Origin of the sequence: Streptomyces sp. NPDC097595, from assembly GCF_044761525.1 — a bacterium.
GTDB lineage: Bacteria > Actinomycetota > Actinomycetes > Streptomycetales > Streptomycetaceae > Streptomyces > Streptomyces drozdowiczii_A.
This window is the reverse complement of record NZ_JBIWCN010000021.1, coordinates 83564-98101: the sequence shown is the minus strand read 5'-3', so window position 1 is coordinate 98101 and position 14538 is coordinate 83564. Positions and strand designations below refer to the sequence as shown.

General features: G+C 73.0%; 15 protein-coding genes. 8 read left to right on the top strand and 7 right to left on the bottom strand.

What is annotated here, in order from left to right:
- Positions 1-60: 60 nt before the first annotated feature.
- Entirely contained in the window at positions 61-1716 is a 1656-nt protein-coding gene (locus ACIQZN_RS28375) for an FAD-binding dehydrogenase (protein ID WP_403999597.1), read from the bottom strand.
- Between the two features lie 181 nt (positions 1717-1897).
- On the opposite strand from ACIQZN_RS28375, the gene ACIQZN_RS28370 reads away from it, so the two are divergent.
- From ACIQZN_RS28370 to ACIQZN_RS28355, 4 genes are all read left to right on the top strand, one after another.
- Positions 1898-2788 carry a DMT family transporter gene (locus ACIQZN_RS28370; protein ID WP_403999594.1) on the top strand — a complete coding sequence of 297 codons (891 nt, stop codon included), beginning with the start codon at positions 1898-1900 and terminating at the stop codon, positions 2786-2788.
- Positions 2789-2856: 68 nt separating this feature from the next.
- Positions 2857-3384 carry an NUDIX hydrolase gene (locus ACIQZN_RS28365; protein ID WP_403999591.1) on the top strand — a complete coding sequence of 176 codons (528 nt, stop codon included), beginning with the start codon at positions 2857-2859 and terminating at the stop codon, positions 3382-3384.
- A gap of 28 nt (positions 3385-3412) precedes the next feature.
- Positions 3413-3808, top strand: a complete 396-nt coding sequence (locus ACIQZN_RS28360; protein ID WP_403999588.1) for a YidH family protein — start codon at positions 3413-3415, stop codon at positions 3806-3808.
- Entirely contained in the window at positions 3805-4116 is a 312-nt protein-coding gene (locus tag ACIQZN_RS28355) for a DUF202 domain-containing protein (RefSeq protein ID WP_403999585.1), read from the top strand. Before ACIQZN_RS28360 ends, ACIQZN_RS28355 begins: the two co-directional genes overlap by 4 nt.
- Positions 4117-4125: 9 nt before the next feature.
- Here ACIQZN_RS28355 and ACIQZN_RS28350 read toward each other — a convergent pair whose 3' ends face one another.
- The gene (locus tag ACIQZN_RS28350; protein WP_403999582.1) at positions 4126-5070 is read right to left on the bottom strand and encodes an NADP-dependent oxidoreductase; all 945 of its coding nucleotides are present in this window, start codon (positions 5068-5070) and stop codon (positions 4126-4128) included.
- A gap of 47 nt (positions 5071-5117) precedes the next feature.
- The gene (locus tag ACIQZN_RS28345) at positions 5118-6407 is read right to left on the bottom strand and encodes a glucarate dehydratase family protein (protein WP_403999578.1); all 1290 of its coding nucleotides are present in this window, start codon (positions 6405-6407) and stop codon (positions 5118-5120) included.
- A 152-nt stretch (positions 6408-6559) separates the two neighbouring features.
- Between ACIQZN_RS28345 and ACIQZN_RS28340 the strand changes: the two genes are divergently transcribed.
- Together ACIQZN_RS28340 and ACIQZN_RS28335 are read left to right on the top strand one after the other, a co-directional pair.
- Positions 6560-7582, top strand: a complete 1023-nt coding sequence (locus tag ACIQZN_RS28340; protein WP_403999575.1) for a phosphotransferase family protein — start codon at positions 6560-6562, stop codon at positions 7580-7582.
- 8 nt (positions 7583-7590) lie between these two features.
- Positions 7591-8805: an acyl-CoA dehydrogenase family protein gene (locus ACIQZN_RS28335; RefSeq protein WP_403999572.1), complete on the top strand. Its 1215-nt coding sequence runs from the start codon at positions 7591-7593 to the stop codon at positions 8803-8805.
- 4 nt (positions 8806-8809) lie between these two features.
- Here the strand turns inward: ACIQZN_RS28335 and ACIQZN_RS28330 are convergent, their stop codons facing one another.
- On the bottom strand, positions 8810-8974 hold the full coding sequence (locus ACIQZN_RS28330; RefSeq protein ID WP_403999569.1) for a hypothetical protein: 165 nt from the start codon (positions 8972-8974) through the stop codon (positions 8810-8812).
- A gap of 74 nt (positions 8975-9048) precedes the next feature.
- On the opposite strand from ACIQZN_RS28330, the gene ACIQZN_RS28325 reads away from it, so the two are divergent.
- Positions 9049-9936 (top strand): LysR family transcriptional regulator, encoded by an 888-nt coding sequence (locus tag ACIQZN_RS28325; protein WP_403999566.1) that lies wholly within the window; start codon positions 9049-9051, stop codon positions 9934-9936.
- Here ACIQZN_RS28325 and ACIQZN_RS28320 read toward each other — a convergent pair.
- From ACIQZN_RS28320 to ACIQZN_RS28310, 3 genes are read right to left on the bottom strand one after another with little or no spacing between them, the layout of a single operon-like run.
- Positions 9926-10519 carry a TetR/AcrR family transcriptional regulator gene (locus tag ACIQZN_RS28320; protein WP_018103668.1) on the bottom strand — a complete coding sequence of 198 codons (594 nt, stop codon included), beginning with the start codon at positions 10517-10519 and terminating at the stop codon, positions 9926-9928. The genes ACIQZN_RS28325 and ACIQZN_RS28320 overlap by 11 nt on opposite strands.
- 43 nt (positions 10520-10562) lie before the next feature.
- Entirely contained in the window at positions 10563-12221 is a 1659-nt protein-coding gene (locus ACIQZN_RS28315) for a class I adenylate-forming enzyme family protein (protein ID WP_403999563.1), read from the bottom strand.
- A complete protein-coding gene (locus ACIQZN_RS28310) occupies positions 12218-12982 on the bottom strand; it encodes an SDR family oxidoreductase (RefSeq protein ID WP_403999560.1) in 765 nt (254 codons plus the stop codon). Before ACIQZN_RS28310 ends, ACIQZN_RS28315 begins: the two co-directional genes overlap by 4 nt.
- A gap of 201 nt (positions 12983-13183) precedes the next feature.
- Here ACIQZN_RS28310 and ACIQZN_RS28305 point away from each other — a divergent pair, with 201 nt between their 5' ends.
- The gene (locus ACIQZN_RS28305; protein ID WP_403999557.1) at positions 13184-14476 is read left to right on the top strand and encodes an exo-beta-N-acetylmuramidase NamZ domain-containing protein; all 1293 of its coding nucleotides are present in this window, start codon (positions 13184-13186) and stop codon (positions 14474-14476) included.
- The last annotated feature ends 62 nt before the right edge of the window (positions 14477-14538 follow it).

Sequence of the window (14538 nt, the reverse complement as noted above, 5' to 3'; positions counted from 1 at the left end):
CACCGGACGGACGCGCCCGGGGCCGGGAAGCGCTCGGCCGACGACCGCAGGCGACCGCCCTCAGCCGACCGCCTGCGCCGCCGCCCGGCCCGCCGCGCGGCCGGAGAAGATGCAGCCGCCCAGGAAGGTGCCCTCCAGCGAGCGGTAGCCGTGCACCCCGCCGCCGCCGAAGCCGGCCGCCTCCCCGGCCGCGTACACCCCGGGCAGCGGGGTGCCGTCCCCGGTCAGGACGCGCGAGGACAGGTCGGTCTGGAGGCCGCCGAGCGACTTGCGGGTCAGGATGTTCAGCCGTACGGCGATGAGCGGCCCGGCCTTCGGGTCGAGGATGCGGTGGGGCGCCGCCGTGCGGATCAGCTTGTCGCCGAGGTAGCTGCGGGCGCCCCGGATCGCGGTGATCTGGAGGTCCTTGGTGAAGGGGTTGGCGATCTCCCGGTCGCGGGCGGTGATCTCGCGGCGCAGCGCGTCCTCGTCGATGAGGCCGTCCCCGGTGAGCGCGTTCATGCCGCGTACGAGGGCGCCGAGGTCCTGCTCCACGACGAAGTCCGCCCCGTTGTCCATGAACGCCTTCACGGGGGCCGGGACGTCGGCGCGGGCGCGGCCGATCACACCGCGGACGGACTTGCCGGTCAGGTCGGGGTTCTGTTCGGAGCCGGAGAGCGCGAACTCCTTGCCGATGATCTTCTGGTCGAGCACGAACCAGGTGTAGTCGTGGCCGGTGCGCATGATGTGTTCGAGGGTGCCCAGCGTGTCGAAGCCGGGGAAGAGCGGGACGGGCAGCCGCTTGCCGGTGGCGTCCAGCCAGAGCGAGGACGGGCCGGGCAGGATGCGGATGGCGTGCTTGTCCCAGATGGGGTTCCAGTTCTCGATGCCCTCGGTGTAGTGCCACATCCGGTCGCGGTTGATGTGGTGGGCGCCCGCCTTCTCGGCGACGCCGAGCATCAGCCCGTCGACGTGCGCGGGGACGCCGGAGAGCAGCTTGGCCGGCGGGGTGCCGAGCCGTTCGGGCCACTGGGCGCGTACGAGGTCGTGGTTGCCGCCGATGCCGCCCGAGGTGACGATCACCGCCTGGGCCCTGAGCTCGAAGGCGCCCGCGGTCTCCCGGCCGCTGGCGGTCCCGCGCGGGGCGGCGCTCGGTTCCAGCACCTCGCCGGTCACTGTGTCGACGGCGCCGCCGGTGCGGGCGAGGCCGGTGACCCGGTGGCGGAAGCGGAAGGTGACGAGGCCCTTGGCGACGCCCTCGCGGACCCGGCGCTCGAAGGGGGCGACGACGCCGGGGCCCGTGCCCCAGGTGATGTGGAAGCGGGGCACGGAGTTGCCGTGGCCGTTCGCGTCGTAGCCGCCGCGCTCCGCCCAGCCGACGACGGGGAAGAACCGCATGCCCTGGGCGTGCAGCCAGGAACGTTTCTCCCCGGCCGCGAAGTCGACGTACGCCTCGGCCCACTTGCGCGGCCAGTGGTCCTCCTCGCGGTCGAAACCGGCGGTGCCCAGCCAGTCCTGGAGGGCCAGCTCATGGCTGTCCTTGATGCGCATCCGGCGCTGTTCGGGCGAGTCCACGAGGAAGAGGCCGCCGAAGGACCAGTGCGCCTGGCCGCCGAGCGACTGCTCGGGCTCCTGGTCGAGCACGATGACCGAGCGGCCCGCGTCCACCAGCTCCGCGGTGGCCACGAGCCCGGCGAGCCCCGCCCCGATCACGATCACATCAGCGTCGTACGCCATGGTTTCCATCCTTGTCGGGGCTCGCGAAGTTACTCGTGCGTCAGATCTTGGGCACCGCCCGTCCCCGCGTCAACCGCCCGGTCATCCGCCCGGTCGGCCGCGCCGTCGCCGCACCGGCCGGGGCGGGCGGTTATCGTCGGAACACATCACCCTCCTCCGGCCTGACGTGGGGTGGACAAGCGTGTCGGTGCTCGTCCTCGTGCTCGCCGTGACGGCCGCCTGCTGCCTGGGCTTCGGCTTCGTGTTCCAGCAGGCCGCCGCCGCGCACGCGCCCAAGCGCGACTATCTGACGTTCCGGCTGCTGCTCGACCTGATGAAGGTGCGCAGCTGGCTCGCCGGTATCGGGCTGATGGTGTGCGGCATGGTGCTGGGTGCGCTGGCGCTCGGCAAGGGCGAGGTCTCCGTCGTGGAGCCGCTGCTGGCGACGAACCTGCTCTTCGCGATGGCCCTGTCCCGGCACCGCACCGGCCAGCGGCTCGGCCGGCAGGGCTGGGCGGGGCTCTGGCTGCTGGCCCTCGGGGTCGCCGCGTTCCTGGTGGCGGGCGAGCCGAAGGGCGGCGAGCCGGTGTCGAGCCCGCTGCGGCACTGGCTGGTCGTCGGGGTGGTGGCCGGGCTCGCCCTGCTGCTGACCGCAATCGCCAAGCGCCGCAGGTCGCGGTCGTCCCCGGCGATGCTCGCGGTGGCGGCCGGGCTGCTCTACGGCTTGCAGGACGCGCTGACCCGGGTGAGCGGCGAGCGCTTCTCGGAGGGCGGCTGGTCGGGCCTGCTGACGTCCTGGCAGCCGTACGTGGTGCTGGTGCTCGGGGTGACCGGACTGCTGCTGGTGCAGAGCGCCTTCGAGACGGGGCCGCTGCGGATGTCGCTGCCCGCGCTGACGGCGGCCCAGCCGCTGGCCGGGATCGCCTGCGGGATCGGGTTCCTGGGCGACCAGGTGCGGACGGACGCGGGCGCGCTGGCCTGGCAGGCCGCGGGGCTCGCGGCGATCGTCACCGGCATCGTGCTGCTGGGGCTGCATCCGGCGATGCCGGAGGGCCCCGTGCGGCGCGGTACGCACAGCCTCCAGCGGCACTGAGCACGGGGCGGCGCCGGGCCCGGCGGGGGCCTGCTGCCGGGCGGCGGGTCCTGCTGTTGGATGGCGGCATGAACCCTTCTGACGAGATCCTGGACATCGTCGACGAGAACGACGTGGTCGTGGGGCAGGCGCCGCGCGGTGAGGCGACCGCCCGGGGGCTGCGCCACCGTTGCGTCTTCATCGAGGCGCGGGACGCCGAGGGCCGGATCTTCGTGCACCGCAGGACCGCGAGCAAGCTGGTGTTCCCCTCGCATTACGACATGTTCGTCGGCGGGGTGGTCGGCGCGGGCGAGAGTTACGACGGGGCGGCGCTCAGGGAGGCCGAGGAGGAGCTGGGCGTCTCGGGGCTCCCGCGCCCGGAGCCGCTGTTCAAGTTCCTGTACGAGGGCGGCCACCACACCTGGTGGTCGTCGGTCTACCGGGTCAGGTGCGAGCTGCCGGTGAACCCGCAGGCGGAGGAGGTCGCCTGGCACACCTTCCTGGACGACGCGGAGCTGGAGCGGCGGCTCGGCGACTGGCTGTGGGTGCCGGACGGGCTGGACTGCTACCGGCGGCTGCGGGCGTTCCGGGAAGCCGCCCGAGCCGGTCGGAAGTGAACGTGAAAGCGGCGGATAAGGTCCACGCGTGAACGAATTCGTACAGAGCCTGCGGCTGTGGTTCGCGCCGGAGCGCGTCCGCGCCGAGGGCGAGACCCCCGATTACCGCTTCTCCCTCGCCAACGAGCGGACCTTCCTCGCCTGGATCCGGACGGCCCTGGCCCTGATCGGCGGGGGCTTCGCGGTCGACCAGTTCCTGCCGGAGCTGTCCCGGGCGGTGCGCACAGGTCTGGCGCTCGCGCTGCTGGCGGCGGGGGTGCTGTGCGCGCTGCGGGCGGTCAACCACTGGGTGCGGTGCGAGCGGGCGATGCGGCGCGGCGAGGACCTGCCGGTCTCGCGTTTCCCGACGCTGCTGAGCATCGCGGTCGCCGTAGTGGCGGTGGCGATGGTGGTGGTGGTCCTCTTCGGCTGGGAGGGCCGGTGACCGCCGAGGAGCGCGACCCGGGGCTCCAGCCGGAGCGGACCCGGCTGGCGTGGCGGCGTACGACCCTGTCGTGCACGGTGGCCGCGGTGCTGGCCGTGCGGCAGACGCTGCACGGCGGGGCGACGGACACGGGGGTCATCGCGCTGGCGCTCAGCGCCCTGGCCTGGCTGGGTTTCCTGTGGATCGCGAACCGCCGGGTGCAGTCCATGGGCGGCGCCCGCCCGCAGCCCATGGAGGCGGCGGGCGCGATCACCGCCGCCGCGTGCGTGGTGGCGCTGGCGGTGTTCGCGGCGTTCATGCTGTTCTGAGGCCCCCGCTCAGCCCTCGGGCGCGTCCCAGTCGACCGTGACGACGATCTTGCCGCGCGTCCGGCCCTCCGCGTTGAGCCGCTGGGCCGCCGCCGTCTCGGCGAGCGGGAAGACCCGGTCGACGTGGACCGTGACGATGCCCTGCTCGGCCAGTTCCGCGAGGTGCGCGAGGTCGTCGGCGTCGGGCCGGACGAACGCGTACCGGCCGCCGTACGAGAAGACCTCGGTGTCCACGATGGAGGCGAGGCGTCCGTCGGGGGCCAGGGTGTCGGCGGAGGCGCGCAGGGCGTCCCCGGCCACCGTGTCGAAGGCGGCGTCGATGCCCTCGGGGGCCAGCTCCCGCAGCCGGTCCGCCAGCCCGTCCCCGTACGCCACGGGCTCCGCGCCGAGCGTGCGCAGGTGGTCGTGGTTGCGTTCGCTCGCGGTGCCGATGACGCGGCAGCCGGCGTGCCGGGCGAGCTGGACGGCGAGCGAGCCGACACCGCCCGCCGCCGCGTGGACGAGGACGGTGTCGCCCTCCTGGATCCGCAGGGTGCGGTGGAGCACCTGATAGGCGGTGAGCCCGGCCAGGGGCAGGCCAGCCGCCTCCTCGAAGCTCAGCCGCAGGGGCTTGCGGGCGAGGGTGCGCACGGGCGCGGCCACGTATTCGGCGAAGGTCCCCCGGCTCAGGAAGTCCTCCCGCACATAGCCGATGACCTCGTCGCCGACCGCGAACTCGTCCACGGCGACGCCGGGCTGGACGACGACCCCGGAGACGTCCCAGCCGGGGATCACCGGGAAGACCGTGTCCAGAATGGAGTCGAGCTTGCCCTCCCGGGTCGCCCGGTCGACCGGGTTCACGGCGGCGGCCCGGACCTTGACCAGGACGGTGTCGGGGCCCACCTTGGGGTCGGGCCGCTCGCCGTATTCCAGGACGCCCTCGTCGCCGAAGCTGCTGTAGCTGATCGCCTTCATGGTCCGACCCTCGCGGCGGGCCGGGGTGCCCGCAACTCAGCCGGGTGTCACCAGCGCGGGATCGACGGGGTCCGCCAGCCCGGTTCGGCCTTGCGCATCGCGGCGGCGTCGTCGCGCTCGCGCATCGTGCCGTCGTCGTCCAGCCAGCGGCGGTGCAGTGCGGCGAGCCGGTCCCGGTCGAGTTCGACGCCGAGTCCGGGGGCGTCGGAGACGGTGAGGCGGCCGTCCTCGAAGACATGGCGGGCGGTGAGGACGTCCTCGGTCTGCCAGGGGTAGTGGCTGTCGCAGGCGTAGTCCAGGTTGGGGACGGTGGCCGCGACGTGCGTCATCGCGGCGAGGCTGATGCCCAGGTGGGTATTGGAGTGCATGGAGAGCCCGACGCCGTGCAGGCGGCAGATCGCGGCGAGTTCGCGGGTGCGGTGCAGCCCGCCCCAGTAGTGGTGGTCGGACAGGACGACCTGGACGGCGTCCCGGGCGAACGCCTCGGGGACCTCGGCGAGCGTGGTGACGCACATGTTGGTGGCCAGCGGCACGTCCGTGCCCGCCGAGACGGCGGCCATCGCGTCCGTGCCGCTCGCCGGGTCCTCCAGGTATTCGAGGACGTCCTTCAGCTGCTCGGCGACGTACAGCGAGGTCTCCGCGGACCAGGCGCCGTTGGGGTCCAGGCGCAGCGGCTGCCCGGGGAACGCCTCGGCGAGCGCGCGGACGGCGGCGATCTCCTCGTCGGGCGGGAAGACGCCGCCCTTGAGCTTGAAGGAGGAGAAGCCGTGGTCGCGGGCGAAGCGGCGGGCCTGGGCGACGACCCCGGCCGGGTCGAGCGCCGCGCCCCAGTCGTCGCGCTCGCCGCCCTCCGGGTGCTCCGCCCAGCGATAGAAGAGGTACGCGCTGTACTCGACCCGGTCGCGGACCTTCCCGCCGAGCAGGGCGTGCACCGGGAGCCCGACGGTCTTGCCGAGCGCGTCCAGGCAGGCCACCTCGAAGCCGGAGACCACGGAGAGCCGGAGCTTGTCCGCGGTCTGGACGCCGCGCAGCCCGCCCGCGTCGACCCGCTCGTCGGCCGCCCGTGAGTCGCCGCACACCTCGTCGGCGAGGGCGAACAGCCCGTTCACATCGCTGACCGGACGGCCGGGCAGGGCGGCCGCCAGGGGCCTCGCGAGCTCCAGATACTTGCCGTCGCCGTAGGTCTCCCCGATCCCGGTGACCCCGCCCCGGGTGACGACCTCCACGACGAGCCGGGGCGTGTAGGGCTGGTGGACGCCCTGGGTGTTGAGCAGGGGCGGGTCGGCGATGAGGATCGGGGTGAGCCGGACTTCCTCGATGAGCAGCGCGGTATCCATACGTGAACCCTATTCAGAGATGCGACCTAATGCCAGGGCCGGGCGATACCGGGACCGGAGACTCCGCATCCGGTTCCGGGGACGCACTGGACGACATACCGACTGGTCGGCATCATGAGAGCGACCGTTCGCCCACTCCGGAGGTACGCACGATGAGCCACGTCCATCCGCCAGGTCTCGACCTCGACCGGCTGCGCGGACACCTGGACCGCGAGCGCCCGGGCCTGGTGGGCGGACCGCTCGACGCCCACGTCGTGGAGGGCGGCCGGTCGAACCTGACCTACCTCGTCACCGACGGCACCGGCCGCTGGGTCGTCCGCCGGCCCCCGCTCGGGCACGTCCTGGCCACCGCGCACGACATGAAGCGCGAGCACCGGGTGATCAGCGCCCTGCACCCGACGGCGGTCCCGGTCCCCGAACCGCTCCTGCTCTGCGAGGACGACGCGGTCATCGGCGCGCCGTTCTACCTCATGGAGTACGTGGAGGGCACCCCGTACCGCACGGCGGAGCAGCTGGCCCCGCTCGGCCCGGAGCGCACCCGCGCCGCGGTCCTCGCCCTGGTCGACACGCTGGTCGAGCTGCACGCCGTGGACCCCGAGGCGGTCGGTCTCGGCGACTTCGGGCGGCCCGAGGGCTTCCTGGACCGGCAGCTGCGCCGCTGGGGCAAGCAGCTGGCCGCCTCCCGCAATCGCGAGCTGCCCGGAATAGAGGAGCTGCACGCGGCGCTCGGCCGCGCGCTGCCCGTCTCCCCCTCGCCCACCGTGGTGCACGGCGACTACCGCCTGGACAACGCGCTGATCGGCGCCGACGACGAGATCAAGGCCGTCCTGGACTGGGAGATGTCCACGCTCGGCGACCCGCTCACCGACCTCGGGCTGCTCGTCATGTACAGCTCCGACCTGGGGCTGCCGGAGTCGCCGGTCTCCACGACCAGCGGCGCGCCCGGCCACCCGTCCCCCGCCGAGCTGATCGAGCGCTACGCGGCCCGGTCCGGCCGCGACACCTCCGCCATCTCCTGGTACACGGCCTTCGCCTGGTTCAAGCTCGCCGTGATCCTGGAGGGCATCCACTACCGCTACACCCTGGGCCAGACGGTCGGCGGCGGCTTCGACCGCATCGGCGACCTCGTCCCCGTCTTCATCGAGCACGGCCTCACCACCCTCCAGGAAGGCTGAACCCCCCCATGGACTTCGCATTCGACGCCCGTACCGAGGAGCTGCGCACCCGGCTCCTCGCCTTCATGGACGAGCACGTCTACCCGGCCGAGCGGATCGCGGACGAGCAGCGCGACGGGCTGGACTCGCCGTGGCAGACCCCGCGGATCGTGGAGGACCTGAAGGCGGAGGCCCGCCGGCAGGGCCTGTGGAACCTCTTCCTGCCGGGCACGGAGCACGGGGCCGGGCTGAGCAACCTCCAGTACGCGCCGCTGGCGGAGATCCTGGGCCGCTCGCCCCGACTGGCGCCCACCGCGACGAACTGCGCGGCGCCGGACACCGGGAACATGGAGGTGCTGTCCGAGTTCGGCACGGACGAGCAGAAGAAGCGGTGGCTGGAGCCGCTGCTGGCCGGGGAGATCCGGTCGGCCTTCGCGATGACGGAGCCGGAGGTCGCCTCCTCGGACGCGACCAACATCGAGACCCGGATCACCCGCGACGGCGGTGACTACGTGATCAACGGCCGCAAGTGGTACATCTCCGGGGCGATGAACCCGGACTGCGAGATCTTCATCGTGATGGGCAAGACGGACCCGGACGGTGCGGACATCCGCCGCCAGCAGTCGCAGATCCTCGTCCCCCGCGACACCCCGGGCCTCACGGTGAAGCGCGCCATGCAGGTGTACGGCTACGAGGACCACTGGCACGGCGGCCACGCGGAGGTCGTCTTCGAGGACGTACGCGTCCCGGCGTCGAACCTGATCGGCGAGGAGGGCGGCGGCTTCGCCATCGCCCAGGCCCGGCTGGGTCCGGGGCGCATCCACCACTGCATGCGGCTCATCGGCATGGCGGAGCGGGCGATCGAGCTGATGTGCCGGCGCGCGGTCTCGCGTACGGCCTTCGGCAAGCCGCTGGCCCAGCAGGGTGTCGTACAGAACTGGATCGCGGACGCCCGGGTCACCGTCGAGCAGCTGCGGCTGCTGGTGCTGAAGACGGCCTGGCTGATGGACACCGTCGGCAACCGGGGCGCGCACACGGAGATCCAGTCCATCAAGATCGCCACCCCGCGCGCGGTGGTCGCCATCCTCGACCAGGCGGTGCAGCTGCACGGCGCGGGCGGGGTCAGCCAGGACTTCCCCCTCGCCGAGCTGTGGGCCTCGGCCCGGACGCTGCGCCTCGCGGACGGCCCGGACGAGGTGCACCAGCGCTCGCTGGCCCGGCGGGAGATCAAGAAGTACCTGTAGCGCTTCAATAGCCCCCGTACGGCACGTGGTCGGCCAGGGCCAGTTCCCGGGCGAAGGCCCGTACCCGCAGCAGGGTGCGGGCCAGCAGCCTGACCGGGAGGGAGCGGCGGCGGCCGTAGGCCACGGCCCACAGGGCGGGGATGCGGGTGGAACTCTGGATGTGCGCCATGAATCCAGCTTGGCCCCGGTGCGGGAGGCGGTCCAACAGATGGATTCGCTGCCACCCATCGATAATGTAGATGCATGGAGATTCGCCAGCTCCGCCACTTCATGGCGGTGATCACCCACGGCAGCTTCACCGCCGCCGCCCGCGCCGAGCTGATCGTGCAGTCGGCGCTGAGCACGTCCGTGCGCAACCTGGAACGGGAACTGGGCGCCGAGCTCTTCGACCGCACCGGCCGCCGGGTGGTCCTCACCGAGGCGGGCCGGGCGCTGCTCCCCGCCGCGCGGACGGTACTCGCGGGGACGGACGCCGCCCGGGACGCGGTGGCGGCCGTGTCGGGGCTGGCCAGCGGGCGGGTCAGGGTCGGCACGATCCAGACGCTGACCTGCGTCGACCTGGCCGCCGAACTGGCCGCGTTCCACCGGCTGTGGCCCGGGGTGCAGATCTCGCTGCGCGAGGCGACGACACCGGAGCTGGTGGCGGCGGTCCGCGCCGGGGAGCTGGACCTGGCCTATCTGGCGCCGGACACCGCGGAGCTGCCGGAGGGCATCACCGCGTTCGCCACCTGGCACGAGGACCTGGTGCTGATCACCGCGCCCGGGCACCCCCTCGCGACGGCGGGGCGCACCCTGATCAAGGACCTCGCCGACGAGCCGTTCGTGGACTTCCGGGCGGGCACGGGCCTGGAGACGGCGGTGCGCAGGCTGGCCGCGCACTGCGGTCTGGAGCGCCGGATCACCTGTGACGTCACGCAGATCCGGCTGCTGGTCGACCTCGTCCGGGCGGGCATCGGGGTGGCGATCGTGCCGCGCCGGATCGGCGAGGACGCGGGGCTCCCGTGTGTGACGATCCGGCAGCCCGAGCCGGGCCGGACCGTGCTGCTGGTGGGCCGGGCGCCCCGGCCGCGCAACCCGGCGGCGGAGGCGCTGCTCGGGCGGCTGTGCGGCGGGGAGCCCGCTACGGTCTGAGCGCCCGGAGCAGCAGGTCGGCCAGGTGGTCGGCGACCTCCTGCGGGGTCAGGGGGCCGTCCGGGCGGTACCAGGTCGACAGGTGGTGGACCGAGCCGAAGTGGTAGTCCACGATGAGGTCCGCCGGGGTGGCCGTGGAGAAGACGCCGCTGCGCTGGCCCTCCTCGACCAGGGCGCGGAAGCGCTCGTGGTAGCGCCGCCGCTCGCCCCGTACCTGCTTGTTCTTCTCCGGGCTCAGGTGGTGCATGGAGCGGAAGAAGATCGAGGCGTCGTCCAGGTTCTCGATGGTGGTGACGACGACATCGGCCGCCGCGTCGCGCAGCCGCTGCTCGATGGGCGCCTCGGCGTTCGCGAAGGCGTCGAGCCGCTCCTGCTGGAGCCGCAGCACCCGGGCGTACACCTCCTGGAGCAGGTCCTCCTTGGAGCCGAAGTAGTGGTACAGCGCCCCCTTGGTGACGCCGGCCGCCTCCACGATCTCCTGCACCGAGGTGCGGTCGTAGCCCTGCTCGGCGAAGAGCCGGGTGGCGGCGGCCAGCAGTCGCTGCGGGACGGGGGTGCCGCTCCCGTCCGTCTCCTTGGCCATAGCCGCCGCCTTCCTTCCGTGCGTACGTACGCGTATGTCTGTTCTAGCGGGCTGAACGCAGTTCCCGCCTGAGGATCTTCCCACTTGCCGTCTTGGGCAGCTCGGCCAGGATCTCGACCTCGCGCGGGTACTTGTACGCGGCGAGCCGTTCCTTGCAGTACGCGCCCAGCTCGTCCGGCTCCACGTCCGCGCCCGGGCGCAGGCTGACGTAGGCCCGGACGGTCTCGCCCCGGTAGGCGTCGGGCACGCCGACGACGGCGGCCTCGCGGACGGCCGGGTGCGTGTAGAGGACGTCCTCCACCTCGCGGGGCCACACCTTGAAGCCGGAGGCGTTGATCATGTCCTTCTTCCGGTCGACCACGTAGAGCCAGCCCTCGCGGTCCATGAAGCCGATGTCCCCGGTGCGCAGTTCGCCGTCGGGGAAGGCGGCCGCGGTGGCCTCGGGCAGTCCCCAGTAGCCGGAGACGACCTGCGGGCCGCGCACCGCGATCTCGCCCTGCTCCCCGAAGGGCACCTCGGCACCGTTCTCGTCCAGGATGCGGACGACGGTGTCGGGGCCCGGCACGCCGACCGAGAGGGTGCCGGAGACCGGGTCGACGGGCGCCTCGCGCTCCGGGGGCACGGAGGCGCAGGGGGCGGTGCACTCGGTGAGCCCGTAGCCGTTGCGTATGTACGGGCCGAGGCCCGCCCGGAACTGCTCCACGAGCGCGGGCGGCAGCGGGGCGCCGCCGGAGGAGATGACCTGGAAGGACGCGAAGTGCTCGGGCGTCACGCCGGGGGTGGCCGCCAGCGCCATGAAGGCGGTGGAGGGGCCGACGGTGTACGCGGGCCGGTGCTCGGCGAAGGCGTCGAGGACGACGCCGGGGTGGAAGCGGTAGGCGAGGACGAGGGTGCCCCCGTTGGTGAGGCAGGCGGCCAGCTGGCAGACCATGCCGGTGATGTGGAAGAGCGGGGCGAGCGCGAAGTAGGCGGCGCCCTCGGGGACGGGGTGGCCGGTGCGCTGGCGTTCGGCGTTGACCATGATGTTGCCGTGGGAGTTCAGGGCGCCCTTGGGGGTGCCGCTGGTCCCGGAGGTGTAGCTGATCAGCGCGGTGTCGGCGGCGGTGAGCTCCCGTCCGGCGGGCGCGGCGAGGCCCTGGCGGGCGACGGCGACGAGGTCGTCGGCGTCCCCGGCGGCAGGCAGCCGCTCGAAGTTGAGGACCCGCTCGTCGTTCTCCGTCTGGAGGTCCAGCTCGCAGGCGGTGAGCGCGATCCGGACGCCGGGCGCGGCCGCGGCGGTGTCCCGGAGGTACGCCTCCCAGGCCCGGTCGGAGCAGATCAGGGCGGTGACCTGGGCGTCCTTGAGTACGTGGCCGACCTCGGCGGACTTGTACATCGGGTTGAGCGGGACGACGGTGGCGCCGGCCTTCCAGGCGCCGAGGAGCGCGAGGACGAACTGCGGGGAGTTCTGGAGCATGATCGCGACCCGGTCGCCGCGTTCCAGGCCCCGGGCGGCGAGGTGGCCGGCCACGGAGTCGGAGAGCGCGTCCGTCTCGCGGTAGGTGAGGCGTCCGTCGAAGTAGGCGAGCGCCGGGTGGTCCGGGGTGCGGTCCACGGACGCGCGGAAGGCGTGGACCAGGGTCTCGGCGGGGTGGACGGGGGCCCGCTGGGCCTCGCTGAGCAGCGGGAGCCAGGGCTTCGCCGCGTAGATGGACTCGGTCATGCTCCGGTCTCCTCCCAGGTGCGCTGGAGGCGGTTCATGCCGCGGATCCAGCGGTCGGTGTCGGCGGCCCTGGCTTCGTAGTAGCCGGCGACCTCGGGGTGCGGCAGGACCAGGAAGCGGTCCTCGGCCATGGCGTCGAACAGGGCGTCCGCGACGGCCTCGGGCTCGATGGCGCCGGGGGCGAGGACGAGCTCGCCGGCCGATCCGGCGGCGGTGAGCATGTCCGTACGCACGCCCTGCGGGCAGATCGCGTGGACCTTGACGCCCCGGTGCCGGTAGGTCAGCGACAGCCACTCCGCGAAGGCGACCGCGCCGTGCTTGGTGACGCTGTACGGGGCGGCGCCGATCATGGTGAGCAGCCCGGCGGCGGAGGCGGTGGCGACGAACCGGCCGCCGCCGCGCTCCAGCCAGTCCGGGAGCAGCGCGCGGGCCGCCCGGACGTGGGCCATCACGTTGACGTCCCAGGCCGCGGCCCAGACCTCCTCGTCGGCCATCGGGTCGCCGGGCGAGGCGAGGCCCGCGTTGGCGCAGTACACGTCGACGGTGCCGTCCAGCGCGTCGCGGGCGGCCTCCACGATCCGGGAGGCGTCCCCGGCGACGGCGGTGGCGCCGATCTCGTCGGCGAGCGCCTCGATCCGGGACGCGTCGAGGTCGTTGACGACGACCCGTGCGCCCTCGGCGGCGAATCTGCGGGCGAGGGCGGCGCCGATGCCGCCTCCGGCCCCGGTGACCACCACGCCCGCGCCCTGCACCGTACTCATCGCTCTCGCACCTCTCAGCCGACTGCACGGGCAGACTAACCAGTCGGTATGTCGTGTGGGAAGGGGTGGCGTGCGGGAAGGGGTGGCGGCGTCCCCTCGGTCACTCCCGGCGCGGCGGCCCCGTCCGACACGTTCCCCCGGGCCGCTCGGCGCGCTAGCGTGCGTGGCCATGACACTCGTCGCGATCTTGGAGGTAGCCGAATGAGCCTGTCCAGGCGTGGTTTGCTCAGTGCCGGCGGTGCGATGGGGGCCCTCGCGGCCACGGCCGCCTCGGCCGGCCCGGCGGCCGCCGGTACGTCCCACGGCAAGGGCCACGGGCACGGGAACGGCCACGGGGGCGGGCAGCGGGTCCGTACCGGCTTCGACCGGCTGGCGGCGGACGGTTACGCCCTGCTGAAGGGGCAGCGCGTCGGCGTCGTCACCAACCCGACCGGGATCACGTCCGACGTCCGGCACATCGTGGACGTGATGCACCCGGACCGCCGGGTGAACCTCACCGCCGTCTTCGGCCCCGAGCACGGCTTCCGGGGCACCGCGCAGGCGGGCGGTTCCGAGGGGCGCTACGACGACCCGGCGACCGGTCTTCCGGTCTACGACACGTATCTGAAGAGCGGTCAGGCACTCGCCGACGTCTTCACGGCGTCCGGCGTGGACACGATCGTCTTCGACATCCAGGACGCGGGTGCCCGCTTCTACACGTACATCTGGACGCTGTACGACTGCATGGAGGCGGCCGCGCTCGCGGGCAAGAAGTTCGTCGTGCTGGACCGGCCGAACCCGGTGTCGGGGCGGGCGGCGCTCGGGCCGGTCCTCGACCCGGCGTTCGGTACGTTCGTGGGGCGGCGGGAGATCTCCCAGGCGCACGGGATGACCGTGACGGAGCTGGCGCTGCTGTTCAACGGGGAGTTCCTGAAGGACCGCCCGGCCGAGCTGGAGACCGTGAAGATGACGGGGTGGTCGCGCTCCGACTTCTTCGACGCGTCGGGGCTGCCGTGGGTGCCGCCGAGCCCCAACATGCCGACGCCCGACACGGCCCTCGTCTACTCCGGCACGTGCCTCTTCGAGGGGACGAACCTCTCCGAGGGGCGCGGCACGACGCGCCCGTTCGAGCTGCTGGGAGCGGAGGGCATCGACCACAAGTGGGCGGACGCGGCCAACGCGCTCGACCTGCCCGGAGTGGCGTTCCGCGAGGCGTACTTCGCGCCGACGTTCTCCAAGTTCCAGGGCGTCACGGTGGGCGGGGTGCAGCTGCACGTACAGGACCGCGAGGTCTTCGACCCGGTGCGTACGGGGATCGCGCTGCTGATCACCGCGAAGCGGTCGTGGAGCGGGTTCGCGTGGCGGTCGGACAACTGGATCGACAAGCTGACCGGCAATACGCGGGTGCGCACGATGATCGACGCGGGGGCGGACCTGGACGAGGTCGTCGGCGCCTGGGCGGCGGACCTCGCGAAGTTCCGGGCCGTGCGGAAGCGGTATCTGCAGTACCGGTGAGCATGCGGGCGGGCCCGCGCGCGTGTTGCCTGTGCGTGCGGGCCCCCCGGCGAGCCGGTTCC

Excerpts from the sequence above, each read along its gene's own strand:
- ACIQZN_RS28310 (WP_403999560.1), bottom strand. The coding sequence starts at position 12,982 with ATGAGTACGGTGCAGGGCGCGGGCGTGGTGGTCACCGGGGCCGGAGGC.
- ACIQZN_RS28365 (WP_403999591.1), top strand. The coding sequence starts at position 2,857 with ATGAACCCTTCTGACGAGATCCTGGACATCGTCGACGAGAACGACGTG.
- ACIQZN_RS28340 (WP_403999575.1), top strand. The coding sequence starts at position 6,560 with ATGAGCCACGTCCATCCGCCAGGTCTCGACCTCGACCGGCTGCGCGGA.
- ACIQZN_RS28325 (WP_403999566.1), top strand. The coding sequence starts at position 9,049 with ATGGAGATTCGCCAGCTCCGCCACTTCATGGCGGTGATCACCCACGGC.
- ACIQZN_RS28305 (WP_403999557.1), top strand. The coding sequence starts at position 13,184 with ATGAGCCTGTCCAGGCGTGGTTTGCTCAGTGCCGGCGGTGCGATGGGG.
- ACIQZN_RS28345 (WP_403999578.1), bottom strand. The coding sequence starts at position 6,407 with ATGGATACCGCGCTGCTCATCGAGGAAGTCCGGCTCACCCCGATCCTC.
- ACIQZN_RS28350 (WP_403999582.1), bottom strand. The coding sequence starts at position 5,070 with ATGAAGGCGATCAGCTACAGCAGCTTCGGCGACGAGGGCGTCCTGGAA.
- ACIQZN_RS28335 (WP_403999572.1), top strand. The coding sequence starts at position 7,591 with ATGGACTTCGCATTCGACGCCCGTACCGAGGAGCTGCGCACCCGGCTC.
- ACIQZN_RS28330 (WP_403999569.1), bottom strand. The coding sequence starts at position 8,974 with ATGGCGCACATCCAGAGTTCCACCCGCATCCCCGCCCTGTGGGCCGTG.
- ACIQZN_RS28320 (WP_018103668.1), bottom strand. The coding sequence starts at position 10,519 with ATGGCCAAGGAGACGGACGGGAGCGGCACCCCCGTCCCGCAGCGACTG.
- ACIQZN_RS28375 (WP_403999597.1), bottom strand. The coding sequence starts at position 1,716 with ATGGCGTACGACGCTGATGTGATCGTGATCGGGGCGGGGCTCGCCGGG.
- ACIQZN_RS28315 (WP_403999563.1), bottom strand. The coding sequence starts at position 12,221 with ATGACCGAGTCCATCTACGCGGCGAAGCCCTGGCTCCCGCTGCTCAGC.